Genomic DNA, 22,376 nt, shown 5'->3' with positions numbered 1-22,376 from the left:
GGCGGCTTCTTCTTGCTCGGGTCTGTTCGGATCTGTGCCAGGCGGCATGCGAAGAGCAGGTGAGGGCCTTGTGATATCCCGCGCGTCTCTCTGTGCAAGCGCTCTCCACAGCTGACGCGTCCGCCATGAACAAGGCAAACTGACGTAGTTGCCCACTGTGTATAGGGAGACGGCGATGGACGGTGTACCGCGAGTGCCGGAACAGAGGCGGGCCGGCTCCTCTGCGCTGCAGCCATCAGCGGCTCCGCCGCGGGCTGCCCCGCTGAGCTTCGGCGTGCTCGGTCCGGTACGAGCCCGACGCGGATCGGAGCAACTGAGCACCGGCTCCCCGCAGCAACGTGCCCTGCTCGCCGCGCTGCTGCTGCGCGAGGGCCGCACGGCCACCGCGGGCGAGCTGATCGACGCCCTGTGGGGCGAGGAGCCGCCCTCGCAGGCGCTGGCGGCGCTGCGGACGTACGCCTCCCGGCTGCGGAAGGTGCTGGACCCCGGGGTCCTGGTGAGCGAGTCCGGCGGGTACGCGGTGCGCGGCCTGGGCGACGGCGCGCTGGATCTGGCGGTGGCGCAGGAGCTGGCCGCCGAGGCGGAGAAGGCGCGCAACTCCGGGGACCTGTGCCGTGCGCGGGACGTGCTGGGCCGGGCGCTGGCGCTGTGGGACGGCGAGGCGCTGGCGGGTGTGCCGGGGCCGTACGCGGAGGCCCAGCGGGTCCGCCTGGAGGAGTGGCGGCTCCAACTCCTCGAATCCCGCCTGGACATGGACCTGGAGCAGGGCTGCCATGCGGAGGCGGTGTCGGAACTGACCGCCCTGACGGCCGCGCACCCCCTGCGCGAGCGCCTGCGCGAACTGCTGATGCTGGCGCTGTACCGCAGCGGCCGCCAGGCGGAGGCGCTGGCGGTGTACGCCGACACCCGCCGCCTGCTGGCGGACGAGCTGGGGGTGGACCCGCGGCCGGGACTGCGGGAGCTGCAGCAGCGGATCCTGCGGGCGGACCCGGGGCTTGCGGAGCCGACGTCCCCGCAGGCCGAGCCGGCCGCCGCCCCGGTCCGCCCGGCCCAACTGCCCGCGACGGTCCCGGACTTCACGGGCCGCGCGGCCTTCGTCCACGAACTCAGCGAGGTGCTGTCCTCGGCCGAGGGCCGGGTGATGGCGGTGTCGGCGCTGGCGGGCATCGGCGGCGTCGGCAAGACGACGCTGGCCGTGCACGTCGCCCACCAGGCCCGGACGGTCTTCCCGGACGGCCAGTTGTACGTCGACCTGCAGGGCGCCGGGTCACGGGCGGCGGAGCCGGAGACGGTCCTGGGCTCCTTCCTGCGGGCCCTGGGCACGGCGGACTCGGCGATCCCGGACTCCCTGGAGGAACGGGCCGCCCTCTACCGCTCGGTGCTGGACGGCCGCCGGGTGCTGGTCCTGCTCGACAACGCCCGGGACGCGGCCCAGGTGCGGCCGCTGCTGCCCGGCACGGAGGGCTGCGCGGCGCTGGTGACCTCGCGGGTGCGGATGGTCGATCTCGCCGGGGCCCATCTGGTGGACCTGGACGTCATGTCCCCCGAAGAGGCGCTGTCCCTGTTCACGAAGATCGTGGGCGAGGAACGGGTCGCGAGCGAGCGCGAGGCCGCCCTGGACGTGGTGGCGGCCTGCGGTTTCCTCCCCCTCGCCATCCGTATCGCGGCCTCCCGGCTGGCGGCCCGCCGCACCTGGACCGTCTCCGTACTGGCCGCGAAACTCGCGGACGAACGCAGACGCCTGGACGAACTGCAGGCCGGCGACCTGGCGGTGAAGGCCACCTTCGAACTGGGCTACGGCGCGCTGGAACCGGCCCAGGCACGGGCATTCAGGCTGCTGGGCCTGGCGGACGGGCCGGACATGTCGCTGGCGGCGGCCGCGGCGGTCCTCGACCTCTCCCTGGAGGAGACGGAGGACCTGCTGGAGTCGCTGGTCGACACTTCGCTGCTGGAGTCGGCGGCGCCCGGCCGCTACCGCTACCACGACCTGGTGCGGCTCTACGCGCGTGCGTGCGCGGAGCGGGACGAGTGGCCGCCGAGCGAGCCGGATGCGGCGATGTCGCGGTTGCTGGACTTCTATCTGGCGACGGCGGCCGGGGTCTACTCGATCGAGCGCCCGGGCGACCGCCTGGTGAAGCATCTGGAGGCCACCCAGTACCCCGGGCTGACCTTCACCGACCCCAAGGCCGCGGTCGACTGGCTGTACTCGGAGGCCAACTGCCTGCTGGCCTGCGTACGGCAGAGCGCCGGAAGCGGAATGCTGCGGCGCGCGGTCGATCTGCTGTGGGTCACCAAGGACCTCGCGGAGTCCGGTGCCAACTCCCACCAGTACGAGACGACCGCGGTGGCCCTGCGGGACCTCGCCCACGAGACGGGCGACGGCCGGGCCGAGGGACGCGCCCGTACGGCGCTGACCAACGCCCTGCTGGTCTCCGACCGGTTCGCGCAGGCCGACGAGGAGGCCCGGCTCGCCACGCTCCTCGCCCAGCAGGCGGGGGATCTCGCGCCATGCTGCTGGGCGCCGAACGACCGCGGCATCATCGCCTTCTACGAAGGCCGCAACGACGACGGGGAACGCCACCTCCAGGAGGCGATCGCCAACTACCGCGCCGACGGGAACCTGCCCGGTGAGGCCAGCGCCCTGTGCAACCTCTCGCGCATCCAGGTCAAGCTGGGACGTATGAAGAGCGCTGCCGACCTCGCCCGGCGCGGGGTCGCCATCTACGACCAGCTGGGTATGACGGTCCGGCTGGCCAACGGCCGGCTCGCGCTGGGCATCGCGCTGAGCGCGGCCGGTCACTACAGCGAGGCGCTCGGAGAACTCCACGAGGCGCTGCGGCTGTTCCGGGAGAATCGGCAGCGGCTGTGGGAGGGTACGGCGAACTTCCGTATCGCCGAGGCCCATCTCGCGGGAGGCCGACCGGCGCTGGCGGCCCAGCACGCGGAGACGGCTCTCGCCCTGAGGGTCATCGGGGGCGACTGGATGCTGGCCAACGTCCTGACCACGCTCGGACTGGCGCTCAGCCGGCTGGGGCAGACGGACCGGGCCAATGCCTGCTGGAGCGAGGCGCTCGGCATCCACGAGGAGTTCGGCGCCGCCGAGGCCGAGCAGGTCAGGGCGCTGCTCAGTCCGGCGGAGGCCGCCTGAGCAGCGGCCCGCAGCGCACGTTGATTGTTTGTTTATCGCGGGCCGCCATGCTCATCACTGCTGGTCCGTCGCGTCGGGGGGCAGACGGCTCGGCACCTGGCCGCACCACTAGGGTGAACGGCCGCAGTGCCCGTCCGGCGGTCCTCGGGGGAGTCGCCGGGCGGGCCTCGCCATCCAGAACGTTCGACAGGAAGGTGCGGAGGATGACCGACGCCTCGAAGAAGCACAAGATCAGCCCGCTGGAGAACCACGCCGGCTCGGAGGAAGACGCGCCGATCACGCCTGCGGAGAACCACGCCGGGGGCACGACCGGCGGCGAGACCATCAACCCCCTGGAGAACCACGCCGGTTCCGAGGAGGCGTAAGGACACACCCGTTGGTACCCACCTCGGTCACGACGGGGGATCGGCCGCGGCGGCTCGGAGGGGGAGCCACCGCGGCCGTGGCGTGTACGGCCAAACCGCCCACGGCCTGAGCGCCACGGCCCCGTTCACGTTCCCGGCCGGGGCATGGGCCGCCTTCCTGGCGGAGTTCGACCCCCATCACCCCCGCAGCTTCCCCTTCACGACCTTCCCGCTGGCGTTCCGCGGCAACTCCCCCACGAAGTCCACCGCCCTCGGCACCTTGTAGTTCGCCATCTCGCGCCGCGACCAGGCCATCAGGTCGTCGGCCGTCAGCGTGGCCCCCGGCCGCCGTACGACGTACGCCTTGCCGACCTCTCCCAGCCGCGCGTCCGGTACGCCGATGACCGCGACGTCGGCCACGTCCGGGTGCAGGCCCAGCAGTTGCTCTATCTCCGCCGGGTAGGCGTTGAAGCCGCCGACGATGAACATGTCCTTGATCCGGTCGGTGATCCGCAGGTTCCCGTCGGTGTCCAGGACGCCCACGTCCCCGGTCCGAAGCCAGCCGTCTTCCGTCAGGACCTCCGCCGTGGCCGCCTCGTCCTCGTAGTAGCCGCGCATGACGTTGAAGCCGCGGACCAGGACCTCGCCGGGCTCGCCGACCCGGGCCCCGACCCGTACCTCGGTGCCGGGGATCGCCCGGCCGGACGTCGAGGCGATCACCGTGGGGTCGTCGCCGCGCCGGCACATCGTCACGATGCCGCTGGCCTCCGAGAGGCCGTACGCCGTGAGGACCGTCTCCACGCCCAGTTCGCCGCGCAGCCGCTCCACCAGCCGCAGCGGCACCACCGCCGCGCCGGTCACCACCAGGCGCAGCGCCGAGAGGTCATGGGTGTCGCGGGCCGGGTGGTCCAGCAGGGACTGGTGCAGGGTCGGCGGTCCCGGCAGCACCGACACCCGCTCCGCCGCGATGTTCGCCAGGGCCGTGTCGATGTTGAACACCGGCTGGGGAACCATCGTCGCGCCGCGCATCAGACAGGCCAGGACTCCGGCCTTGTAACCGAAGGTGTGGAAGAACGGGTTCACGATCAGATAGCGGTCGCCCTGCCGGAGCCCCGCCAGATCACACCAGATCTCGTACGCCCGCAGCGTCTGCGCGTGTGTGATCACCGCGCCCTTGGGACGGCCCGTCGTACCGGACGTGAAGACGATGTCCGACGGCCAGGATCCGTCCACCGCCGCCGAACGCGCCCGCACCTCGGCCGGTCCGACCCCCTCCCCGCCCGCGAGGAAGTCCTTCCAGGTGCGGAAGTCCTCGGGCGCGTCGTCCGACAGCACCACCACCTGGTCGAGACCCGGCAACCCCGGCCCCCGGTCGACCGCCCGCCGCAGGGACGCCACATACGACGTTCCCAGGAACGTCCCCGTCACGAACAGCAGCCGCGCCCCGCTCCTGCGCAGGACATCCGCCGCCTCCGCGCCCTTGAAGCGCGTGTTGATCGGCACGAGCACCGCCCCGGCCGACACCGCGCCCAGTGCCGCCACGATCCAGTCGAGCGAGTTCGGGGCCCAGATCGCGACCCGGTCGCCCGGCGCGATGCCCGTCGCCAGGCAGGCCGCGGTCGACCGTTCGACGCGGGCGCCCAGTTCGGCGTACGAGATCCTGGTACGGCCGTCCACCACCGCCTCGGTGTCGGCGTACCGCTCGGCCGCCGACCGGACGAGTCCCGGAATGCTGCCCCACTCCACGTCACCGCGCACAACAGCCCCCAACCCTTCCCCACCTCTCAACTCCGTTCGAGCCGGGGAGACCTCATTGCTGACTACCCGTCAGATTAGCTGTAGCCTGACGCCCTGTCAGCTGATGGGACAGCATGCGGAGGTTGCACCAGCATGGCCGGAATCAAGGACACCACCGCGATCGTCGGCATCGGGCAGACCCCCTTCGCCAGACACCTCGCCGACGACGAGCGCACCCTCGCCTGCCGTGCCGTCCTCGCCGCCCTCGACGACGCCGGCATCGCACCGGGAGAGGTCGACGCGCTCTCCTCCTACACCATGGAGGAGACCGACGAGGTGGAGCTGGCCAAGGCCGTCGGCTTCGGTGACCTCACCTTCTTCAGCAAGGTCGGGTACGGGGGCGGCGGTTCGTGCGCCACCGTCGCCCATCTCGCCGCCGCCATCGCCGCCGGTCAGGCCACCGTCGGCGTCGCCTGGCGCTCACGCAAGCGGGGCAGCGGCCCCCGCCCGTGGAAGAACACCACCGTCCAACTGCCCACCCCCGCCCAGTGGACCCGCCCCTTCGGCCTGCTCCGCCCCGCTGACGAGATCGCCATGCTGACGCGCCGCTACATGCACGAGTACGGCGCGACCCGCGACCACCTCTTCAACGTCGCCCTCGCCTGCCGGAACAGGGCCAACCAGAACCCCGCCGCCGTGATGTACGAGCGGCCCCTGACCCGCGAGATGTACATGACCTCCCGCTGGATCAGCGAACCCCTCTGCCTCTTCGACAACTGCCTTGAGACGGACGGTGCGCTGGCGTGCGTGGTGGTGTCGGCGGAGCGGGCGCGCGACTGCCGACGACGGCCCGTCTACGTCCACTCCGCCGCCCAGGGCCTGCCCGCCCAGCACCACGGCATGGTCAACTACTGGAACGACGACCCGCTCACCGGCCCCGCCTGGACCGCCGCCCGGCACCTGTGGAAGCACGCCGACTTCACGCCCCAGGACGTCGACGTCGCCCAGATCTACGACGCGTTCACCGCGCTCATACCGCTCTCCCTGGAGGGCTACGGCTTCTGCGGGCGCGGCGAGGGCGGCGCGTTCACCGAGCAGGGGGCCCTGGAGATCGGCGGGCGGCTGCCCCTCAACACCAGCGGCGGAGGGCTGAGCGAGGCCTATGTCCACGGCTTCAACCTCATCACCGAAGGCGTACGGCAGCTCCGCGGCACCAGCACCGCGCAGGTCCCGGACGCCGCCACCTGCCTCGTCACCGCCGGCGAGGGAGTACCGACCTCCGCCCTTCTGCTGAGGAGTTGACCATGCTCGATCCCGTCATCGACTCCGACGGAGCCCCCTTCTGGGGCCACGCCCGCCAGGGCGAACTCCGCGTCCAGGCCTGCGGCGACTGCGGCGAGCCCCGCTTCCCGCCCCGTCCCTGCTGCCCGCACTGCCAGTCCTTCGCGAGCGAGTGGCGGGAGGTCGCCGGTCACGGGCGTATCTGGTCGTACGTCGTGCCCCACCCGCCGCTCCTGCCCGACTACGCGGACCAGGCCCCGTACAACGTGATCGTCGTCGAGCTCACCGACGCCCCGCGCATCCGTCTCGTCGGCAACCTCGTCGCCGAGGCGGGTGCGCGGCTCGACTCGGTGCCGGCCGGGCGCATCCGGATCGGCGCCAAGGTGCAGGTGGTGTTCAGCGGCGAGGGGCTTCCGCAGTGGGTTCTGGAGCGCTCATGACCACCGCTGTGCGTCTCACTTCCGACAAGGACACCGGCGTCGCGGTCGTGACCCTCGACCGGCCCGAGCGGCTCAACGCCGTCGACCTGGCCATGCGGGACGAACTCCAGGAGACCTGGCGGGAGTTGCGGTTCGACGACTCCGTACGCGCCGTCGTTCTCACCGGGGCCGGTGAGCGCGCCTTCTGCACGGGCCTCGACCGGAACGCCGTCGTGCCCCAGCCCCACTCCCCCTACATGGCGGACGATCCGCTCCTCCGCGTCGGCCCCAAGGCGAACGACCTGTGGAAGCCGGTCGTCGCCGCCGTACGGGGAATGGCCTGCGGGGGCGCCTTCTACCTCCTCGGGGAGGCGGACTTCGTCGTCGCCGACACCACCGCCGCCTTCTTCGACCCGCACACCACGTACGGCATGGTCAGCGCCTACGAGTCCGTGCTCATGGCGCAGCGCATGCCGTACGGCGAGGTCGCGCGGATGATGCTGATGGGGACGGCGGAGCGGATGTCCGCGGGGCGGGCCTTCGACATCGGGCTCGTCTCCGAACTCACCGAGGCCGGCGGGGCGTTGGCGGCGGCGACGGAGTGCGCCACGGTGATCGCCGGGTATCCGGCGGAGGGCGTCCAGGGGACCGTGCGGGCCCTGTGGGCGGCGCGGGAGAGCGCCGTCGCCCAGGGGTTCGCGCAGGCGGCCCACCTGGTCGCGCTCGGGAACCTGCCGGAGGAGCGGCAGGCGGAGCTGTTCGCCGGGCGGCGCGGAGGGTTCCGGACGCGCTAGGACGTCAGGTCGCCGTCGGCGCCTGGTCCGCCACCTCGCAGTGCTCGACGCGGGCGACGAGGGCACTGCTGCCGCCCACGTTCACGCGCACCGTCGCCGTCCCCTTCGCGGGTACGTCCGCCCGGTCGACCCGGGTGGCGACGATCCCGTTCTCGGCGTCCCGGAAGGTGACGGTGACCTCGAAGGTGCCCGCGGTGTCGTTCGGGTTGCTGACCTCGACGGTCGCGTACGGCTGCTTCACGGTCGCGCACGTCAGCAGGACCGCCATGGCGGGCGACGCCGTAGCGGCCGTGGGCGACGAGTACGAACCGCTGCCTCCGGTCGTGGTGGTGGTCGTGTGCGACGACGTGTCGTGGTCCTGCGACGAGCTGCTGCACCCGCCGCTGCCGTGGTGGTGCTTGCCGATGCCGTGGTGCCGTCCCGAGAAGCCCGTCAGCGACAGGATCACGAACCCGGTGACAGCCGCGTACCTGAGTGTGCGCCCCCGTGTGTTCACGCCGTCACTGTAGCGAACCGCTGTCACGCCCATGTCACCGCGTGGCGACGGCCGCGCACCCGGCGTAGCGTCTAGGTGGGACGGCCGCCGTCCACACCCTTCCGTGACACCGGTACGACGGCCGTCTCCAGCAGCTCAGGCGGTCCGGGCGGTCCCCGTCCCCTTCTCCGCGTCCAGCGCGTACACGCAGCGGTCCTTGCTGCACGCGTACACGACGCCGTCCTTGACCACCGGGGAGCCGGTGATCTCGCCGCCGGTGGCGAGTTTCCAGCGCAGCCGGCCGTCGTCGGCCTTCAGGGTGTACAGCAGGTGGTCCGTGGAGCCGAAGTGGATGCGCCCCTCCGCCACCGCGGGGGCGCCGACGATGTCGCCGCCCGCCTGGAAGCGCCACTTGGGGGTGCCGGTGACCGCGTCCAGGGTGTACAGCCCCTTGCCGCTGCCGACGTGGACATGCCCGGCCGCCACCAGCACCGGGTCGATCGACGCCCGGGACTCGGTGGCGATGCGCCAGCGGTCGCGGCCGTCGGCGGCGTCGAGGGCGTAGACCGTGCCGAGGTAGTCGACCAGGTAGATGCCGCCGCCGGTGACCGCGGGGCCGGGCGCGAAGGTGGGCGGGCAGAGGAAGACCGCGGGGGCCTCGAAGTGCCACTTCACATGGCCGCTCGCCACGTCGATCGCCAGGACCCGGGTGCCGGCGGAGACGTACACGTAGCCGTCCGGAGCGTGGGTCACCCGCACCGGGACGCCGCCGCAGGAGGCCGCGTCGCCGATCGGGTAGGACCAGCGCTCCTTGCCGGTGCGGGCGTCCAGGGCGCGCAGCCGGGCGTCCTGCCAGACGTAGACCGTGCCCTCGTGGACGGCGGGGCCGGCCTCGGGCGACTCGAAGTCGGTCTGCGCGCCGGTGAGTTCCCACAGCTTCTGGCCGTTCGATGCCTCCCATGCCTGGACTCCGCCGCCGCGCGTACCGGTGACGACCGTGCCCCGGTCCGCCTTGAGGGAGTACACCCAGGCGTCCGTGGACAGCCGCCACAGGTCGGCGCCCTCACGGCAGTCCAGGGCGAACAGTGTCGGCCCGTCGGAGGCGTGGATACGGCCGTCGGCGACCGCCATCGACCAGGCGACGTCCCGTGTCTTGAAGCGCCGGCGGCCGGTGGCCACGTCCAGGGCGTGCACCTCGAAGGAGGTGACGTAGACGAGGTCGCCGGAGACCGACGGGGTGCCCCACACATCGTTCGACATGCGGAAACGCCAGGGGCGCCAGCCTGCCGCGGACTCGGGAGGCGCGGGCAGCGAGGCGGGTACGACAGGGCCTACGGCAGGATCCGCGCCGTTGACGCCGGGGCGCGGTTTGGACCAGGAGGCGGCTAGCGCGGCCTCCGGAGGAGGTGCCTTCACGGCGGCGGCACGGACGTCGGAGACCCGGGGCCCCGGCCCGATGGGCACCTGGGCGCCGGCCAGCCGGACGGGGCCGGTGTCGGGGGCGCCGAGGGACACGGGGGACGGCGGTACGACGGGGTCGTGCGAGGGCGGGGGCGGTACGGGGGCGGGGCGGGCGCCGCCGCCGCTGCGGCCGCCGCCCTGGCCCGGCTTCCCCGCCGGACGGCCGTTGCGGCGCGCCTCGATCAGGCTCACCGCCCGCTCGGGCAGCCAGGCCGAGGCCGTACCGCTGTCGTCGGTGCCGGAGCCGAAGAGGTGGGGGGCCAGCTGGGCCTGGAGGTCGGCCGGGTTGGGCCGGCCGGTGGCCTCCATCTGCATGAGGGACTCGATCAGCGGGCGCAGTTCCTCCGGAAGGCCCTCCAGGTCCGGGCCCTCCCGCAGCAGCATGAAGACCGTCTCGACCGGGTTGGCGCCGTGGAAGGGCGGGTGCCCGGTGGCGGCGAAGACCAGCATCGAGCCGAGCGAGAAGACGTCGCTCGCGCCGGTCACGGACCGCGAGTCCTTCGCCTGCTCCGGCGACATGTAGGCGGGCGTGCCGACCGCCACGTTCGTCATCGTCAGACGTGTGTTCGATACGCCTGAGGCGATACCGAAGTCGATCACCCGGGGACCGTCCTCGACGACGAGGACGTTCGAGGGCTTCAGGTCCCGGTGCACCAGCCCGGCACCGTGGATCGACTGCAGCGCCTCGGCCACGCCCGCCGCGAGCCAGCGCACCGCCTGGGCCGGGAGCGGCCCGCACTCGTTCACTATTTCTTCGAGGGAGGGCGCGGGCACGTACGCGGTGGCCAGCCACGGCACGGCGGCGCGCGCGTCGGCGTCGACCACGGCCGCCGTGTAGAAGCCGGACACCGCCCGGGCGGCCTCGACCTCGCGCGAGAAGCGGACGCGGAACAGCTGGTCCTCGGCGAGCTCCGTACGGACCGTCTTGATCGCCACGCGCCGTCCGGACGCCGAGCGCGCGAGATAGACCAGCCCCATGCCGCCGGCACCGAGCCGCCCCAGCACCTCGAACGGACCGATACGCCGCGGATCGTGCTGCGTCAGCTGATCCACCACTTGCCTGCCACCTCCCCGTACGGGCCGCGCCGGCCACATCTCTACGCGACCCCGTGCAGCGTCTCACCACCGCACCGCCATGGCGGCACGCAACCCTGATTCTTCCTGTCCCGGGCACTGGTTGCGAACCCGGGCCCGAGTCGGGATGCCTCACCCCAAAACGGTACGTTTCACCGCTCGGTCTGTTTCAGTCGGTCTATTTCAGCAGTTTTCAGTCGCTCTGCTTCGGTCGTTCCAGCACCGCGAACGACGCCCCCTGATTGTCGGTGACGACGGCCACCCTTCCGTACGACGTCTCGAATACTGGCGCCCAGATCCGACCCCCGAGACGGCTCACCGTCCCGAGTGCGGCGTCACAGTCCTCGACGCCGAAGTGGACCAGGAAGTGGGGAGGCATCTCCGCCGGAAACACGTCCGAGACGGCCGCCCGCCCGAAGTCGGGCCTGGCGTCCGGCCCGAACAGGGCGTCGTGGAAGAGATCGCCGTAGAAGGTGTTGGCGACCTCCACTTCCCGGGCGTACAGCTCGGCCCAGGCGAAGGTGCCGGGCTCGTGCCGCCTGCCGAAGCCCGGGTGGCCGCCCGGCTCCCAGAGGCCGAAGACGGCGCCCTCGGGGTCGGTGACCAGCGCGGCCGTGCCCAGCTCCGCGACCGGTGTGGGCGCCGTGACGACCTGCCCGCCGGCCGCCCAGATCCGGTCGGCCAGCGCCTCGGCGTCCGGCGTCGCGAAGTACACGGTCCACACGGTGGGCAGCCGCCCATCCGTCTTGCGCGCGAGCGCGGCGACCGGCTCCCCCTCCTGACGGGCCCACACGGAGCCGCCGGACACCTCCGGCCGGTCCTCGAAGGTCCACCCGAAGAGCTCGCCGTAGAAGCGCTTGCCCGCCTCCACGTCGGGAAGCTGCGCGTCCACCCAGCAGGGGACGCCCTCTCCGTACGCGGATGCCCTGTTTTCGGCCATACCGCCAAACTAACGGCGACTCACGCACCCCGCAGGACCAGGCACACCAGCCTCCGCCCTCTCGTGCACCCCATTTGCAGTCGGCCGAATCGCGCTCCCATCACCCCTCGGTAAGCTGACGACATGACAGGACAAGTGCGTACCGTCGACGGCCGCGTGGCCGGCCGGCGTGGGCAGGCGACCCGGCAGAAGCTGCTCGACTGCCTCAGCGAGATGCTCAGCTCCTCCCCTTACCGGGACGTCAAAGTCATCGATGTCGCCCGGAAGGCGGGGACTTCACCCGCGACCTTCTACCAGTACTTCCCGGACGTCGAGGGCGCCGTCCTGGAGATCGCCGAGCAAATGGCCACCGAGGGCGGCCAGTTGACGGCGCTTCTTGAGGGCCGTTCCTGGGTCGGCAAGGCCGGCTGGCAGACCGCACAGGAACTCGTGGACGGCTTCCTGGAGTTCTGGCGCAGGAACGACGCGATCCTGCGCGTCGTCGACCTCGGTGCGGCCGAGGGCGACAAACGGTTCTACAAGATCCGTATGAAGATCCTGAACTCGGTGAACAACTCCCTCACCGACTCGATCAGCGAACTGCAGTCCAAGGGCAGGGTCGACAAGGACGTGAACCCGGCGGCGGTCGCCGGTTCACTGGTCGCGATGCTCGCGGCCGTCGCCTCGCACCAGAAGGGATTCCAGACGTGGGGCGTCAAGCAGGCTGAACTCAAGCCGAATCTGGCGCTGTTGGTGCACCTGGGCGTGACCGGCAAGAAGCCGACGAAATAGATCTCTCCACGGGTCTCCTCACAGATCTCTTTTTCCAGGCCCGAGTCCTGTCTGGCAGGCGGCGGCTCACCCGAGGGTGAGCCGCCGCCTGCTGCGCTATGCGGGCAGCGGACGGTCCCGCACCACGTGCTTCATCACCAGCGTCGAGGTCAGCCGCTGCACTCCCGGCAGCGTCGCCAGCCGCTCGTCGTACAGCCGCTGGAAGGCGGCGAGGTCCGCGGTGGCCACCCGCAGCAGGTAGTCGGGCTCACCGAACAGCCGTTGCGCGTCCAGGACATGGGGGATGTCCGCGAGCGCCCGCTCGAACCCGGCGACCGTGTCCCGGTCCTCCTGCCGCATGGACACGAAGACCAGCGCCTCGAAGGTCAGCCCCACGGCGCCCGGGTCCACCACCGCCCGGTACCCGCTGATCGCCCCCGACCGCTCCAGCTCCCGCAGCCGCCGATGACACGGCGAGACACTCAGCCGCACCCGCCCGGCCAGCTCGGTCACGGTCAGCCGCCCGTCCTGTTGCAGCTCGGCAAGGATTTTCCGATCCACGTCGTCCATGGGGCATATCTTTCCACTACTGGGCCGGTTGTGGACAAAATCCGAGAACACCTTCGGGCCATTCACGCCTAATGTCGCCCATATGAACACCGGACTGCTGCTCTCCTTCCTCGCCCTCGACATCCTGCTGGTGTGCGTGCCGGGTGCCGACTGGGCGTACGCGATCTCGGCCGGCCTGCGCGGCCGTTCCGTCGGGTGGGCGGTGGGCGGTCTGGTCGCCGGGTACGCGCTGCACACGGGGCTGGCGGTGGCCGGACTCGCGGTACTGGTGGCGGGCGAGCCGCGCCTGCTGACCGCGCTGACGGTGGCGGGGGCCGGGTACCTGGTGTGGTTGGGGTGGGGGGTGCTGCGGCGGCCCGGTGTGCCGGGTGCGGCGGACGAACCCGGTTCCGGCGAGACCTCCCGCGTCCGCGTCTTCCTGCGCGGCGCGACGATCAGCGGCCTGAACCCCAAGGGCCTGCTGCTGTACGTGTCGGTCCTGCCCCAGTTCCTGACTACCCGGGGCGACCTGCCCGTCCCCGTCCAGACCGCCACCCTCGGCCTGCTCCACATGGCGTGCTGCGCCGCGGTCTACCTCACGGTCGGACTCGGCGCCCGTGCGGTCCTGGGCACCCGCCCGTCCGCGGCCCGCGCGGTGACGCGGACGTCGGGCGCGGCGATGCTGGGGATCGGGGCGTTCCTGCTGGTCCAGAGGCTGGCGATGCTCTGAGTAATTCTGAGCCGGTTTACGTACGTATGGGCAAGTAGTCCGTGTACTCCGCGAAAGGAGAGGCGCTCATGATCCTCCTGAAGCGAGCGGCTCTGGCTGTGGCCTCGGCCGCGCTCGTGGCGGGCACCGCGGGTATCGCCGCGGGGCCGGCCTTCGCAACGGGCCAGCCCGGCAAGACCTGCGGCGACCCCGGCGCGACCAGCTCCCCCGGAAACGCCTCGGGTGCCCGAGGCTCCGCCTTCAACGAAGACCCCGGTGGGGTCGCCGGCGCCGTGTACGCCGGTAACGGCCCGGGTTCCACCCTGCACTCCAACAGTGGCAACGCGGTCTCCCAGTACGACGTCGCCTGCTACCAGGTCACCCAGCACGCCTCGTGACCCTGAACACCCGTATCTCCCGCTCCACCCGAGCCTGATACGTCGCATACGGCGGCCAGAAGGCCAACAACGCCTTCCAGGCCGCCGCCCTCTCCTCCCCCTCCAGCAGCCGGGCCGAGACCGGGATGTCCTGGCCCTTCCAGCTGATCTCAGCATCGGGATGTGCGAGGAGGTTGTGCGTCCAGGCGGGATGGTCGGTTCGGCCGAAGTTGGAGCCGATGAGGAGCCAGCCGCCCTCCTCCGGCATACAGGCGAGGGGCGTACGACGCGGAAGGCCGCTCCTCGCACCCGTGCTCGTCAGGATCACGCCGGGCAGCATCTGCGCGCTGAGCAGGTACTTTCCGCGCGTGAGCCGGTGTACGGCCTTGTCGAGTGCCGGCACGACATGCGGCGCCACCTTCGTGAAGCCCCTCGTCGACGACACCTTCTGCACCAGCCGTTCGCCGATCACACCGCCACCTCCCAGCCCTGCTCGAAAAGGTGCGCCGCGTCGGCGGCGTGCGCCCGCAGCCGGTGTACCGGCCCGAACAGCAGCTCGTCGCCGGAGGCGCGCTTGAAGTACAGATGCGCCTCGTGCTCCCAGGTGAAACCGATACCGCCGTGCAACTGGATCCCCTCGGCGGCGGCACCGCGCAGTGCCTCCAGGGTTTGCGCGAGAGCGAGGCCGCCCACCCGCTCGCCGTGGGTGGTGGCCCAGGCGGCGTAGTAGGCGGCCGAGCGCGCCGCCTGGACCTGGACGTACACGTCGGCCAGCCGGTGCTTGACGGCCTGGAAGGACCCGATCGCCCGGCCGAACTGTTCGCGCTGCCTGACGTGTTCGACGGTCCGTTGGAGTGCGCGGTCGGCGGCCCCGACGGCTTCGCAGGCGAGCACTGCGGCGGTCGTGTCGCCGACGGCGGACAGCGCCCCGAGCACGCCGTCCCCGTCGTCCGCCCCCAGCAACTCTGCTTCCACGTCCCGTAGTTGAACACGCGCCTGTGGCCGGGTCGCGTCGAGCGCGGTCTGCCGTACGCGTACGAGCCCGGCGGCGTCCCCCGTCACGAGGAAGAGGAGGGTGCGCGAGCGGGCGAAACCGCCGGTGTGGGCGCCGACCACCAGGAGCTGCGCGCTGTGGCCGTCCAGCACCTGGTCGACCTGCCCGTACAGCCGCCAGCCGTCGCCCGCCCGCCTGGCCTGTACGCCCCCCGCCCGGCCCCCGCCCGCCCAGTCGCCGCCGCCCGTGCCGGTGAGGGCGAGGGCGGTGGCGAGGTCGGCGCCCGGGACGGCCAGGGCGGCGGTGAGGGTGCCGTCGGCGATGCGGGGCAGCAGGCCGGCGCGCTGGGTGTCGGTGCCCAGGGCGAGGATCAGGGGTGCGGCGAGCACACAGGTCGCGAGGAGCGGGGAGGGGGCAAGGGTCCTGCCCGACTCCTCTGCCGCCAGGGCGAGTTCGGTCACCGAGCAGCCGATTCCGCCGTACGCCTCCGGGAGGGCGAGTCCCGGCAGGCCGAGCTGGTCGGCAAGGGCGGTCCACAGGGCCGGGTCGTGTCCGGCGGGGGTGTCGAGGGCGGCGCGCAGCTCCTCGGGGCCGCAGCGTTTGTGGAGCAGTTCACGCAGGGTGCGGCGGATCCCCTCCTGCTCGGCCGTGAAGCCGGCGTCCATGGCACTCCCCTCTCTTCCCTCCGGATCTGACGGTCCGTCATATTAGGAGGGCCGGAACGATATGCACAGAGGCAGGAGGCCGCTCATGACCCCCCGGACGACACACCGGACGACTCCCCGGAGCCGGAAGGTCGCCGTGGTCGGCGTGGCCCTCTCCGACTGCGGCCGCGTGGACGACGCGACCCCGTACACCCTGCACGCCCAGGCGGCCCGCCGTGCGCTGGCCGACGCGGGGCTCGCCCGGGAGGTGGTGGACGGCTTCGCGTCCGCGGGCACCGGCACCCTCGCCCCCGTGGAGGTGGCCGAGTACCTCGGCCTGCGCCCGACCTGGGTCGACTCGACGGCGGTCGGGGGTTCGGCCTGGGAGGTGATGGCGGCCCACGCGGCGGACGCGATAGCGGCGGGACACGCGAACGCGGTCCTGCTGGCATACGGCTCGACGGCCCGCGCGGACATCAGGGCGGGCCGCCGCACCGGCAACCTCTCCTTCGGCGCGCGGGGCCCGCTGCAGTTCGAAGTCCCCTACGGCCACACCCTGATCGCCAAGTACGCGATGGCGGCCCGCCGCCACATGATCGAACATGGCACGACCATCGAGCAGTTGGCGTCCGTCGCCGTGCAGGCGAGGGCCAACGCCGCGCTGAACCCGGACGCGATGTTCCGCACCCCGGTCACCGTGGACGAGGTCCTCTCCGGCCCGATGATCGCGGACCCCTTCACCAAGCTGCACTGCTGCATACGTTCCGACGGCGGAGCGGCGGTGCTGCTGGCGGCCGAGGAGTACGTACGGGACTGCCGTACCGCTCCGGTCTGGGTGCTCGGCACCGGGGAGCACGTCTCGCACGCCGCGATGTCCGAGTGGCCCGACTTCACGGTCTCGCCGGCGGCGGTGAGCGGGCGGCTGGCGTTCGAGCGGGCGGGGGTGCGGGCGGAGGAGATGGACTTCGCGCAGATCTACGACGCGTTCACCTACATGACGCTGGTGACGCTGGAGGATCTCGGGTTCTGCGGAAAGGGCGAGGGCGGGGCGTTCGTGGAGAAGGGGCGGCTGAGGGTCGAGGGCGGGGAGCTTCCGGTAAACACGGACGGGGGTGGGCTGTCGGCCCAACACCCCGGGATGCGGGGTCTGTTCCTGCTCGTGGAGGCGGTGCGGCAGCTGCGAGGCGAGGCGGGGGCGCGGCAGGTCCGGGCGTCCGACGGGGAGTTGCCGCGCCTGGGGGTGGCGTCGGGCACCGGGGGCTGGTTCTGCTCCTCCGGGACGGTGGTGCTGGGCAGGTGACCGGCGGCGAGGGCTACTCGGCGGGCAGGGCCTCCCGCATCGCACGTGCGGTGGAGGCGGGGTCGTACTCCCCGGGAACGCCGTCGACCAGGATGATGTCACCCTCGATGTGCCGCGAGCGCAAAGGCGCGATCTCCTGGTACGCGGCTGAGTCCCACCAGGCCCGCGCCTCGGCGATCCCGGGAAAACCGATCACCACGACGTGCCCGGGCCAGCTGCCCTCCTTCACCTCGTGCTGCGTGCCGTGCACCAGGAAACGGCCGCCGTACGGCTCCAGGGTGCCGGTGATGCGCTCCATGTACTCGGCGATCTCCGGGTGCGGGGCGGCTTCCTGCAGGTGGGCTATGGCGTAGGCGGTCATGGCGTGTTGTCGTCCTTCCGGTCGGTCGGGCTCCGTATGCCGACGATCGTGACAGGACGAGACATCGGGGTCGATGACCTCACAGGTAAGCGGCCTGGCCGCCCTGTAGGAATCCAGCCAAAGGGCGCGTCATCATCGCGTCTTGATCCCGCAAACAGTCCTTTTGAACCCGCAAACACTCCTTCACGGCGGATCACTGGCTCCGGTACTGCTGGTGTCTGCCTATGTACTCGACGACGGGGGAGCAGGAATGAGCCAGTTCGGTGTCGACCCAGACACGCTGAACGAGCTTGCCGGGAAGTTCGACAGGGAAGCGAAGGACCTGGCGAAGCCGGTCGACGCCTTCGCGGCGACCGCGTCCCAGATCGGAGAGGCCTTCGGCCTGCTCGGCGCCTGCGACGGTGCGGCGCAGAAGTACCAGACGCTGCTGAACGGCACCCTCAAGGCGCTCGGGCAGCTGCCCGCCGTTTTCGCCAGCGACGGTGACCGGCTGCGTCTCAACGCCACCAACTACAAGAACTCGGACCAGACCGCCGTGGACCACCTCCGCGCCGCGACCCGGCCGGCCGGAGGCCCGGCGTGAGCATCAACAGCTGGATCGACGGCAAGGTCCTGGACATCCTCCAGGCCTGCGGGGTGGAGCTCCCCGGCGGCAACGGCGACACGCTCCGCACCATCGCCGGTGCCTGGGACACCATGGGCAAGGAGCTGACAGAGGTCGCGCACGCCCTCGACGTGCAGATCCAGGGCGTCGACAAGCAGGGCTGGCACGGTGAGGCCCGCGACGCCTTCGAGAAGCACTGGGCGGAGCAGAAGCGCGTCATCGACGACGTGGCGCACAACTTCCACCAGGTGGCCGACGGGCTGCGGGCGTACGCCGACGAGATCGACAAGATCAACGAGGAGATCATCGACATCTGCGTCCAGATCGCCGAGATGGAGATCGCGGGCGCGGCACTGTCCTTCTTCACCGGTTTCCTCTCCGACCTCGTCGCGAACACGGCCGTGGCCACGCGGGTGGCCAAGATCATCGACCTGGTGAAGTTGTTCACTTCGGCGGCTGAGAAGGTGGCGGCGCTGCTGGAGCGGTTCGGCAAGCTCAGCGAGGAAGGGGCGGTGAAGCTGGCGAAGGTGGCCGAGTTCGCCGCGAAGTTCCTCAAGAAGGGTGCCGAGAGCTTCGTCACGAACTTCGTGGCGGACTCGGGCAGCGCGATGCTCAACCAGGCCGTTCACGGCCAGCCCGTGACCGTCGGAGACGATCTCGCCAACGGCGCTTGGGCCGCGGGCGGAACGGCCGTGTTCACCGGGGGCGGCGCGGCGCTCGCCGACACAGCCGGACTGACCGGGGTGGCCGGCAACATCCTGAGGGGAGACGGCCTGCTCGGCACTACCGTCAACGGCGCAGCGGGCAACGTGACCGGTGGGCTCACGGCTGACATCGCCAACAACCAGGACGCCTCGACGATGGGCCAGGACGCCCTCACGAACGCCGCCACCGGTGCCTTCGGGAACGCCCAGAACCATGGCGTCAACCATGCCCTGGAACAGCACGGGAGTCTCGGCGGCAAGAACCTCAGTGACCGGGGCGAGCTGGCCGACAGCGCGTTCAAGAACACCGTGGGAACCACGTTGAACACGGGCGTCTACGCTGCCGGCTCCGGCATCGAGGCGGATGTCCAGGATCTGGCGAAGGACGAGTGAGCATGATCGGCGACGTGAGACTTGCGGCCACATGGACCCCTAACCCGGACCACCCCGCCACCTGGGCCGGCTTCTTCTGGGCGTTCCTCGGGGTTGGCGGGTGCGTGATCGTCGTCATCGGCGCCGCCCTGACCGTCGCTCTCTGGAACGTCAGCGATCAGAAGAAGGTGGGCAACTACGTTCTCGGGCCGGTGATCCTCGCGATCGGTCTTGCCATCGCCGGCTGGGCCTTCGGGCTGTGGTGACGTGCGCGACGGGCTCGGCGACATGATGCTGGCAGGGGTCGCGCACAACAACCCGAACTACGACCCCGGCTGGCTCCCCTTCTTCGCGGCGCTCGTGATGCTCGCGGGGTTCGTGATCGTCCTTGTCGGTGGAGCCATGTCCATCGGTGTGCGGGACCTCGCAGGTCGAAGGAAGTGGGCCGGTTACGCGATTGGACCGGTGACCATCACGATCGGTCTTGCTGTCATCGCCCTTGGCGTGTGGCTGTGGTGACCGCGTGACACCGCGCGACCTTGGCCCCGTGCCGCTCCCGTTCCGGACGAGTGAGGTGTGGGCGCCGTGAGACTTGCGGCTGCCTGGACCCCGAACCCCCATCATCCGTTCACCTGGGGACATTTCTTCGGGTTCCTCGTCGTGGCCGGTGGAGGCGCGCTCATCCTTGCGGGAGTGCTCGCAACCGTCACCACGTGGCGCAGCACCGAGCAACCGCGTTACCGGGGGCAATGGCGTGTGCTCCTCGGCACGATGGGGTGCTTCACGGTTGTGGGCCTTGCGATCACCGCTCTCGGCGTATGGCTGTACTGACGCGCGTGCGCGGAATCCGGTCGGTGATCCGAGAAAGACGGTTAGTCCGGCGGTGCCAAGGTGCGCAGGACGTCGAACTCGTTGCCCTCGGGGTCAGCCATGACCACCCAGTTCCGACCTGGGCCCTGGCCCACATCCACCCTGACGGCGCCGAGACCGAGCAATCTGGTCACCTCGTCCGCGGTGCTGCCGTCGATCGGGCTGACGTCGAGGTGAAGCCGGTTCTTGACCGTCTTGCCCTCAGGCACACGGATGAACACCAGGGTGGGCGGCATCTGGCGGTCCCGGACGTCCTCGACGGTCGGCGCCCAAGAGCCGATCTCGACCTTGCCCTCGCTCCGGTCGATCACCTTGAAATCCAGGACCTCGCACCAGAACGCCGCGAGCCTCTCCGGATCACGGCAGTCAACGGTCAACTCGGTGAACCTGCTCGTCATGCTTCCCCCCAGACAGCGCGGACGGGACTCAGCGTAGGTCGCCCGCCCGCCAGATCCGAGATCCTGTCGACCAGAGACACCAGACAGGCTTGATCTGCAAGAAACCGCCTAGCCGATCGAGAAGGTGGCATCGGGAGCGGCGTAGTCGACGGGACCGTCGAACCGCGCCGAGGCACGCGCCACCGCTTGCTGCGGCGTGAGGAAGCGGCCGACGTGCGTGACGATCAGTCGGCCCGCCCCGGCCGTGCTTGCGGTGTCGCCGGTGTCCTCGGGCGTGTGGTGCACCTGTGCACCCTCGACCGGCGCCTGTGCGCTCTCGGCTTCGCACAACAACGCGTCGCATCCCTCTGCCAGCTCCGTGAGGCTCGGGCACGGTGCTGTGTCCCCGGAGTACACCAGCGACTTGCCCGCTGCCTCGATACGTACGGCGAAGGCCGGAATTCCGTGCGACACCGCCCGGCTGGTCAGTCGGAGCGAGCCAACGACCGCCTGATGCCCGTCGTGCAACTCGGTGACCGCGAAGGCGGATTCGATCGGGCTGCGAACCGGAGTGTTGGTGAGAAAACCAGCCAGCCGGTCAGCGATTCCAGGCGGACCGAAGAGCGGGATCGGCGCTTCGAGGTGAATGTCCGCGTACAGGGCGCCGTAGTAGGCGGTGAGCAGGTCCGCGCTGTGATCGGCGTGCAGATGTGAGATCCAGATCGCATCGAGTTCATCCAGCCGCACATGACGCTGTAGCGGGCCGAGCGTGCCGCTACCGGCGTCCACCCAGATACGGGTGTCCCCGCTCGACACCAGATAGCCGGAGCACGGATTGTCCACGCTCGGGTAGGGCGTCGCGCAGCCCAGGACCGTGAGATGAAGTAGCTCGTCGCTCATTCCAGGATGCTAGAACACGTGATCCAGAAGTCATGGCGGCGCAACTGGGCCATGTCCTCGCGGCATTGGACTTGGAGCCGCACGTACAGGCGTACCGGATCGTCCCCGGCGCGCCGGGGCGGAGGCTGGGAGCGGGGCGGGCGCTGCCAGCAGGTCTCCTCGGGCGGGAAGGGCAGGTAGCGGCCGGCCGCGCGGTTGCGCCTGGCCCAGCGGCGCCACCTGGCGTCGTGCGGGTTCGGAAGCCGCCAGACGTACGGGTCCGGCGCCCGGGTCTCCTGCGCGAGGGCCCAATCACCGGACGCGGGACGGGTGTTGGAGCACGACCGGGTGAACAGGCGGACGGCGTGGTCATAAAGCAGCCGGAACATGGCCTGTCCTCTCCGGCCGCTCCGGGAGCATGAACCGCGCCCACACGCACTTCGTGTGCGGCAGCTGGGCGTGGCCCCAGCCGTGGGCCAGCAGCCTCACCAAGGTGAGCCCGCGCCCGCCCTCGGCGTCCGGGCCGGGGTCGCACGGCTTGGGGAGCCGGTCCCGGTCGGGGTCGTGGACCTCCAGGAAGAGGTACGGCTCCCGGAGCGTGAGGGTGACCTTGACCTGGGCGTGGGTCACCTGGCAGTGGGCTACGGCATTGGTCACGAGCTCGTTCGCCGAGAGGGTGACGTCGTCGGCGAGTTCGTCGGTGATCCCCCAGTCCGCGAGCGTTTTGCTGACGCGTTGACGTGCGCCGGGGACATGCCTTCTGTGCTTGGGGATGCGGAAGGTCTCGGTTTCGGGCATGGGGGTGCCGTACCTCCTGACGTGTCGTCAAGATGCGGAGCTGCAAGCAGCTTGTTCACATGAGAGTAGGGTCCAATTCAAAGCAATCGCAATCACTCAAGGTGCATACATGCTGTTAGATATATGTTCGATTGCGGGATGCTCTACAGTTTCGGTGCGACAGAGAGGGGCCTGGAATGCCCGTAGCGGGACGACCGACCGTGCGCAGTAGGCGACTTGGCGCCGCACTCAAGACGTACCGGCTGGCAGCGAAGATGGATCAACTCCAGGCCGCCGAGGTGATCGCCGCCCACCTGACCATCCCCTCGTAGCGTGGAGCCCGTGATTGCAGGGGAAGTTGGGATTCATGGGGTCCAAGAAGAAGCCGCCGTACGACGCTGAGTTCCGTGAGGGCGCGGTGCGCATCGTGGTCGAG

The 22,376-nt window shown here is 70.8% G+C and carries 26 protein-coding genes; 14 read left to right on the top strand and 12 right to left on the bottom strand.

Annotation, left to right across the window (positions count from 1 at the left end; translation table 11 throughout):
* Positions 1 to 175 precede the first annotated feature (175 nt).
* Both afsR and LJ657_RS44600 read left to right on the top strand, forming a co-directional pair.
* The gene (gene afsR, locus LJ657_RS44605) at positions 176 to 3,148 is read left to right on the top strand and encodes an SARP-family global regulator AfsR (RefSeq protein WP_232655446.1); all 2,973 of its coding nucleotides are present in this window, start codon (positions 176 to 178) and stop codon (positions 3,146 to 3,148) included.
* 203 nt (positions 3,149 to 3,351) lie between these two features.
* A complete protein-coding gene (locus LJ657_RS44600; protein ID WP_232655445.1) occupies positions 3,352 to 3,513 on the top strand; it encodes a hypothetical protein in 162 nt (53 codons plus the stop codon).
* A gap of 177 nt (positions 3,514 to 3,690) precedes the next feature.
* Here LJ657_RS44600 and LJ657_RS44595 read toward each other — a convergent pair whose 3' ends face one another.
* Entirely contained in the window at positions 3,691 to 5,250 is a 1,560-nt protein-coding gene (locus LJ657_RS44595) for a FadD3 family acyl-CoA ligase (RefSeq protein ID WP_232655486.1), read from the bottom strand.
* A 132-nt stretch (positions 5,251 to 5,382) separates the two neighbouring features.
* On the opposite strand from LJ657_RS44595, the gene LJ657_RS44590 reads away from it, so the two are divergent.
* Genes LJ657_RS44590 through LJ657_RS44580 form a run of 3 tightly spaced genes read left to right on the top strand, consistent with a single transcriptional unit; the run spans position 5,383 to position 7,723 of the window.
* Positions 5,383 to 6,531: a lipid-transfer protein gene (locus LJ657_RS44590; RefSeq protein ID WP_232655444.1), complete on the top strand. Its 1,149-nt coding sequence runs from the start codon at positions 5,383 to 5,385 to the stop codon at positions 6,529 to 6,531.
* A 2-nt stretch (positions 6,532 to 6,533) separates the two neighbouring features.
* Entirely contained in the window at positions 6,534 to 6,950 is a 417-nt protein-coding gene (locus LJ657_RS44585; RefSeq protein WP_232655443.1) for a Zn-ribbon domain-containing OB-fold protein, read from the top strand.
* Positions 6,947 to 7,723, top strand: coding sequence for an enoyl-CoA hydratase/isomerase family protein (locus LJ657_RS44580; protein ID WP_232655442.1), 777 nt, complete (start codon positions 6,947 to 6,949; stop codon positions 7,721 to 7,723). Before LJ657_RS44585 ends, LJ657_RS44580 begins: the two co-directional genes overlap by 4 nt.
* A gap of 4 nt (positions 7,724 to 7,727) precedes the next feature.
* Here the strand turns inward: LJ657_RS44580 and LJ657_RS44575 are convergent, their stop codons facing one another.
* From LJ657_RS44575 to kbpA, 3 genes are all read right to left on the bottom strand, one after another.
* On the bottom strand, positions 7,728 to 8,219 hold the full coding sequence (locus LJ657_RS44575; protein ID WP_232655441.1) for a hypothetical protein: 492 nt from the start codon (positions 8,217 to 8,219) through the stop codon (positions 7,728 to 7,730).
* Positions 8,220 to 8,354: 135 nt separating this feature from the next.
* Complete coding sequence (gene afsK, locus LJ657_RS44570; RefSeq protein ID WP_232655440.1) at positions 8,355 to 10,715, bottom strand: protein serine/threonine kinase AfsK; 2,361 nt, start codon at positions 10,713 to 10,715, stop codon at positions 8,355 to 8,357.
* 211 nt (positions 10,716 to 10,926) lie between these two features.
* On the bottom strand, positions 10,927 to 11,673 hold the full coding sequence (gene kbpA, locus LJ657_RS44565) for an AfsK-binding protein KbpA (RefSeq protein ID WP_232655439.1): 747 nt from the start codon (positions 11,671 to 11,673) through the stop codon (positions 10,927 to 10,929).
* A 135-nt stretch (positions 11,674 to 11,808) separates the two neighbouring features.
* Here kbpA and LJ657_RS44560 point away from each other — a divergent pair, with 135 nt between their 5' ends.
* Complete coding sequence (locus tag LJ657_RS44560) at positions 11,809 to 12,444, top strand: TetR family transcriptional regulator (RefSeq protein WP_232655485.1); 636 nt, start codon at positions 11,809 to 11,811, stop codon at positions 12,442 to 12,444.
* A gap of 96 nt (positions 12,445 to 12,540) precedes the next feature.
* Here the strand turns inward: LJ657_RS44560 and LJ657_RS44555 are convergent, their stop codons facing one another.
* Positions 12,541 to 12,993 (bottom strand): Lrp/AsnC family transcriptional regulator, encoded by a 453-nt coding sequence (locus LJ657_RS44555; protein WP_232655438.1) that lies wholly within the window; start codon positions 12,991 to 12,993, stop codon positions 12,541 to 12,543.
* 82 nt (positions 12,994 to 13,075) lie between these two features.
* Between LJ657_RS44555 and LJ657_RS44550 the strand changes: the two genes are divergently transcribed.
* The gene (locus LJ657_RS44550; RefSeq protein WP_232655437.1) at positions 13,076 to 13,702 is read left to right on the top strand and encodes a LysE family translocator; all 627 of its coding nucleotides are present in this window, start codon (positions 13,076 to 13,078) and stop codon (positions 13,700 to 13,702) included.
* A gap of 68 nt (positions 13,703 to 13,770) precedes the next feature.
* Positions 13,771 to 14,079, top strand: a complete 309-nt coding sequence (locus LJ657_RS44545) for a hypothetical protein (RefSeq protein ID WP_232655436.1) — start codon at positions 13,771 to 13,773, stop codon at positions 14,077 to 14,079.
* Here LJ657_RS44545 and LJ657_RS44540 read toward each other — a convergent pair.
* Both LJ657_RS44540 and LJ657_RS44535 read right to left on the bottom strand, forming a co-directional pair.
* Positions 14,060 to 14,530, bottom strand: coding sequence for a nitroreductase family deazaflavin-dependent oxidoreductase (locus tag LJ657_RS44540; RefSeq protein WP_232655435.1), 471 nt, complete (start codon positions 14,528 to 14,530; stop codon positions 14,060 to 14,062). The two genes, LJ657_RS44545 and LJ657_RS44540, sit on opposite strands and share 20 nt — an antisense overlap.
* The gene (locus LJ657_RS44535; protein ID WP_232655434.1) at positions 14,527 to 15,717 is read right to left on the bottom strand and encodes an acyl-CoA dehydrogenase family protein; all 1,191 of its coding nucleotides are present in this window, start codon (positions 15,715 to 15,717) and stop codon (positions 14,527 to 14,529) included. The genes LJ657_RS44540 and LJ657_RS44535 overlap by 4 nt, the downstream gene beginning before the upstream one ends.
* 85 nt (positions 15,718 to 15,802) lie before the next feature.
* Between LJ657_RS44535 and LJ657_RS44530 the strand changes: the two genes are divergently transcribed.
* Positions 15,803 to 16,996 (top strand): thiolase C-terminal domain-containing protein, encoded by a 1,194-nt coding sequence (locus LJ657_RS44530; protein WP_232655433.1) that lies wholly within the window; start codon positions 15,803 to 15,805, stop codon positions 16,994 to 16,996.
* 13 nt (positions 16,997 to 17,009) lie between these two features.
* Here the strand turns inward: LJ657_RS44530 and LJ657_RS44525 are convergent, their stop codons facing one another.
* Positions 17,010 to 17,357 carry a DUF1330 domain-containing protein gene (locus LJ657_RS44525; protein WP_232655432.1) on the bottom strand — a complete coding sequence of 116 codons (348 nt, stop codon included), beginning with the start codon at positions 17,355 to 17,357 and terminating at the stop codon, positions 17,010 to 17,012.
* A 250-nt stretch (positions 17,358 to 17,607) separates the two neighbouring features.
* On the opposite strand from LJ657_RS44525, the gene LJ657_RS44520 reads away from it, so the two are divergent.
* From LJ657_RS44520 to LJ657_RS44500, 5 genes are all read left to right on the top strand, one after another.
* On the top strand, positions 17,608 to 17,940 hold the full coding sequence (locus tag LJ657_RS44520) for a type VII secretion target (protein ID WP_232655431.1): 333 nt from the start codon (positions 17,608 to 17,610) through the stop codon (positions 17,938 to 17,940).
* Entirely contained in the window at positions 17,937 to 19,058 is a 1,122-nt protein-coding gene (locus LJ657_RS44515; RefSeq protein WP_232655430.1) for a WXG100-like domain-containing protein, read from the top strand. The genes LJ657_RS44520 and LJ657_RS44515 overlap by 4 nt, the downstream gene beginning before the upstream one ends.
* Positions 19,059 to 19,060: 2 nt before the next feature.
* Complete coding sequence (locus LJ657_RS44510) at positions 19,061 to 19,303, top strand: hypothetical protein (protein WP_232655429.1); 243 nt, start codon at positions 19,061 to 19,063, stop codon at positions 19,301 to 19,303.
* A 1-nt stretch (position 19,304) separates the two neighbouring features.
* On the top strand, positions 19,305 to 19,556 hold the full coding sequence (locus LJ657_RS44505) for a hypothetical protein (RefSeq protein WP_232655428.1): 252 nt from the start codon (positions 19,305 to 19,307) through the stop codon (positions 19,554 to 19,556).
* A 66-nt stretch (positions 19,557 to 19,622) separates the two neighbouring features.
* Positions 19,623 to 19,868, top strand: coding sequence for a hypothetical protein (locus LJ657_RS44500; protein WP_232655427.1), 246 nt, complete (start codon positions 19,623 to 19,625; stop codon positions 19,866 to 19,868).
* A 41-nt stretch (positions 19,869 to 19,909) separates the two neighbouring features.
* On the opposite strand, the gene LJ657_RS44495 is transcribed toward LJ657_RS44500, so the two are convergent.
* From LJ657_RS44495 to LJ657_RS44480, 4 genes are all read right to left on the bottom strand, one after another.
* On the bottom strand, positions 19,910 to 20,305 hold the full coding sequence (locus LJ657_RS44495; RefSeq protein WP_232655426.1) for a VOC family protein: 396 nt from the start codon (positions 20,303 to 20,305) through the stop codon (positions 19,910 to 19,912).
* A gap of 108 nt (positions 20,306 to 20,413) precedes the next feature.
* Complete coding sequence (locus LJ657_RS44490; RefSeq protein ID WP_232655425.1) at positions 20,414 to 21,184, bottom strand: MBL fold metallo-hydrolase; 771 nt, start codon at positions 21,182 to 21,184, stop codon at positions 20,414 to 20,416.
* Positions 21,181 to 21,552, bottom strand: coding sequence for a hypothetical protein (locus LJ657_RS44485; protein ID WP_232655424.1), 372 nt, complete (start codon positions 21,550 to 21,552; stop codon positions 21,181 to 21,183). The genes LJ657_RS44490 and LJ657_RS44485 overlap by 4 nt, the downstream gene beginning before the upstream one ends.
* Positions 21,533 to 21,961: an ATP-binding protein gene (locus LJ657_RS44480; protein ID WP_232655423.1), complete on the bottom strand. Its 429-nt coding sequence runs from the start codon at positions 21,959 to 21,961 to the stop codon at positions 21,533 to 21,535. The genes LJ657_RS44485 and LJ657_RS44480 overlap by 20 nt, the downstream gene beginning before the upstream one ends.
* Positions 21,962 to 22,376 lie beyond the last annotated feature (415 nt).

Source organism: Streptomyces guryensis, assembly GCF_021261325.1.
Taxonomy (GTDB): domain Bacteria; phylum Actinomycetota; class Actinomycetes; order Streptomycetales; family Streptomycetaceae; genus Streptomyces; species Streptomyces guryensis.
Note: the sequence above shows the minus strand (reverse complement) of the source record. Positions and strands in the feature narration are given on the sequence as shown.

Bases quoted from the DNA above. Each gene is read 5' to 3' on its own strand.
- LJ657_RS44535 (WP_232655434.1), bottom strand. From the start codon at position 15,717: ATGGACGCCGGCTTCACGGCCGAGCAGGAGGGGATCCGCCGCACCCTG.
- LJ657_RS44480 (WP_232655423.1), bottom strand. From the start codon at position 21,961: ATGCCCGAAACCGAGACCTTCCGCATCCCCAAGCACAGAAGGCATGTC.
- LJ657_RS44550 (WP_232655437.1), top strand. From the start codon at position 13,076: ATGAACACCGGACTGCTGCTCTCCTTCCTCGCCCTCGACATCCTGCTG.
- kbpA (WP_232655439.1), bottom strand. From the start codon at position 11,673: ATGGCCGAAAACAGGGCATCCGCGTACGGAGAGGGCGTCCCCTGCTGG.
- LJ657_RS44545 (WP_232655436.1), top strand. From the start codon at position 13,771: ATGATCCTCCTGAAGCGAGCGGCTCTGGCTGTGGCCTCGGCCGCGCTC.
- LJ657_RS44555 (WP_232655438.1), bottom strand. From the start codon at position 12,993: ATGGACGACGTGGATCGGAAAATCCTTGCCGAGCTGCAACAGGACGGG.
- LJ657_RS44530 (WP_232655433.1), top strand. From the start codon at position 15,803: ATGACCCCCCGGACGACACACCGGACGACTCCCCGGAGCCGGAAGGTC.
- LJ657_RS44495 (WP_232655426.1), bottom strand. From the start codon at position 20,305: ATGACGAGCAGGTTCACCGAGTTGACCGTTGACTGCCGTGATCCGGAG.
- LJ657_RS44600 (WP_232655445.1), top strand. From the start codon at position 3,352: ATGACCGACGCCTCGAAGAAGCACAAGATCAGCCCGCTGGAGAACCAC.
- LJ657_RS44585 (WP_232655443.1), top strand. From the start codon at position 6,534: ATGCTCGATCCCGTCATCGACTCCGACGGAGCCCCCTTCTGGGGCCAC.
- LJ657_RS44485 (WP_232655424.1), bottom strand. From the start codon at position 21,552: ATGTTCCGGCTGCTTTATGACCACGCCGTCCGCCTGTTCACCCGGTCG.
- afsR (WP_232655446.1), top strand. From the start codon at position 176: ATGGACGGTGTACCGCGAGTGCCGGAACAGAGGCGGGCCGGCTCCTCT.
- LJ657_RS44510 (WP_232655429.1), top strand. From the start codon at position 19,061: ATGATCGGCGACGTGAGACTTGCGGCCACATGGACCCCTAACCCGGAC.
- LJ657_RS44520 (WP_232655431.1), top strand. From the start codon at position 17,608: ATGAGCCAGTTCGGTGTCGACCCAGACACGCTGAACGAGCTTGCCGGG.
- LJ657_RS44525 (WP_232655432.1), bottom strand. From the start codon at position 17,357: ATGACCGCCTACGCCATAGCCCACCTGCAGGAAGCCGCCCCGCACCCG.
- LJ657_RS44490 (WP_232655425.1), bottom strand. From the start codon at position 21,184: ATGAGCGACGAGCTACTTCATCTCACGGTCCTGGGCTGCGCGACGCCC.
- LJ657_RS44580 (WP_232655442.1), top strand. From the start codon at position 6,947: ATGACCACCGCTGTGCGTCTCACTTCCGACAAGGACACCGGCGTCGCG.
- LJ657_RS44590 (WP_232655444.1), top strand. From the start codon at position 5,383: ATGGCCGGAATCAAGGACACCACCGCGATCGTCGGCATCGGGCAGACC.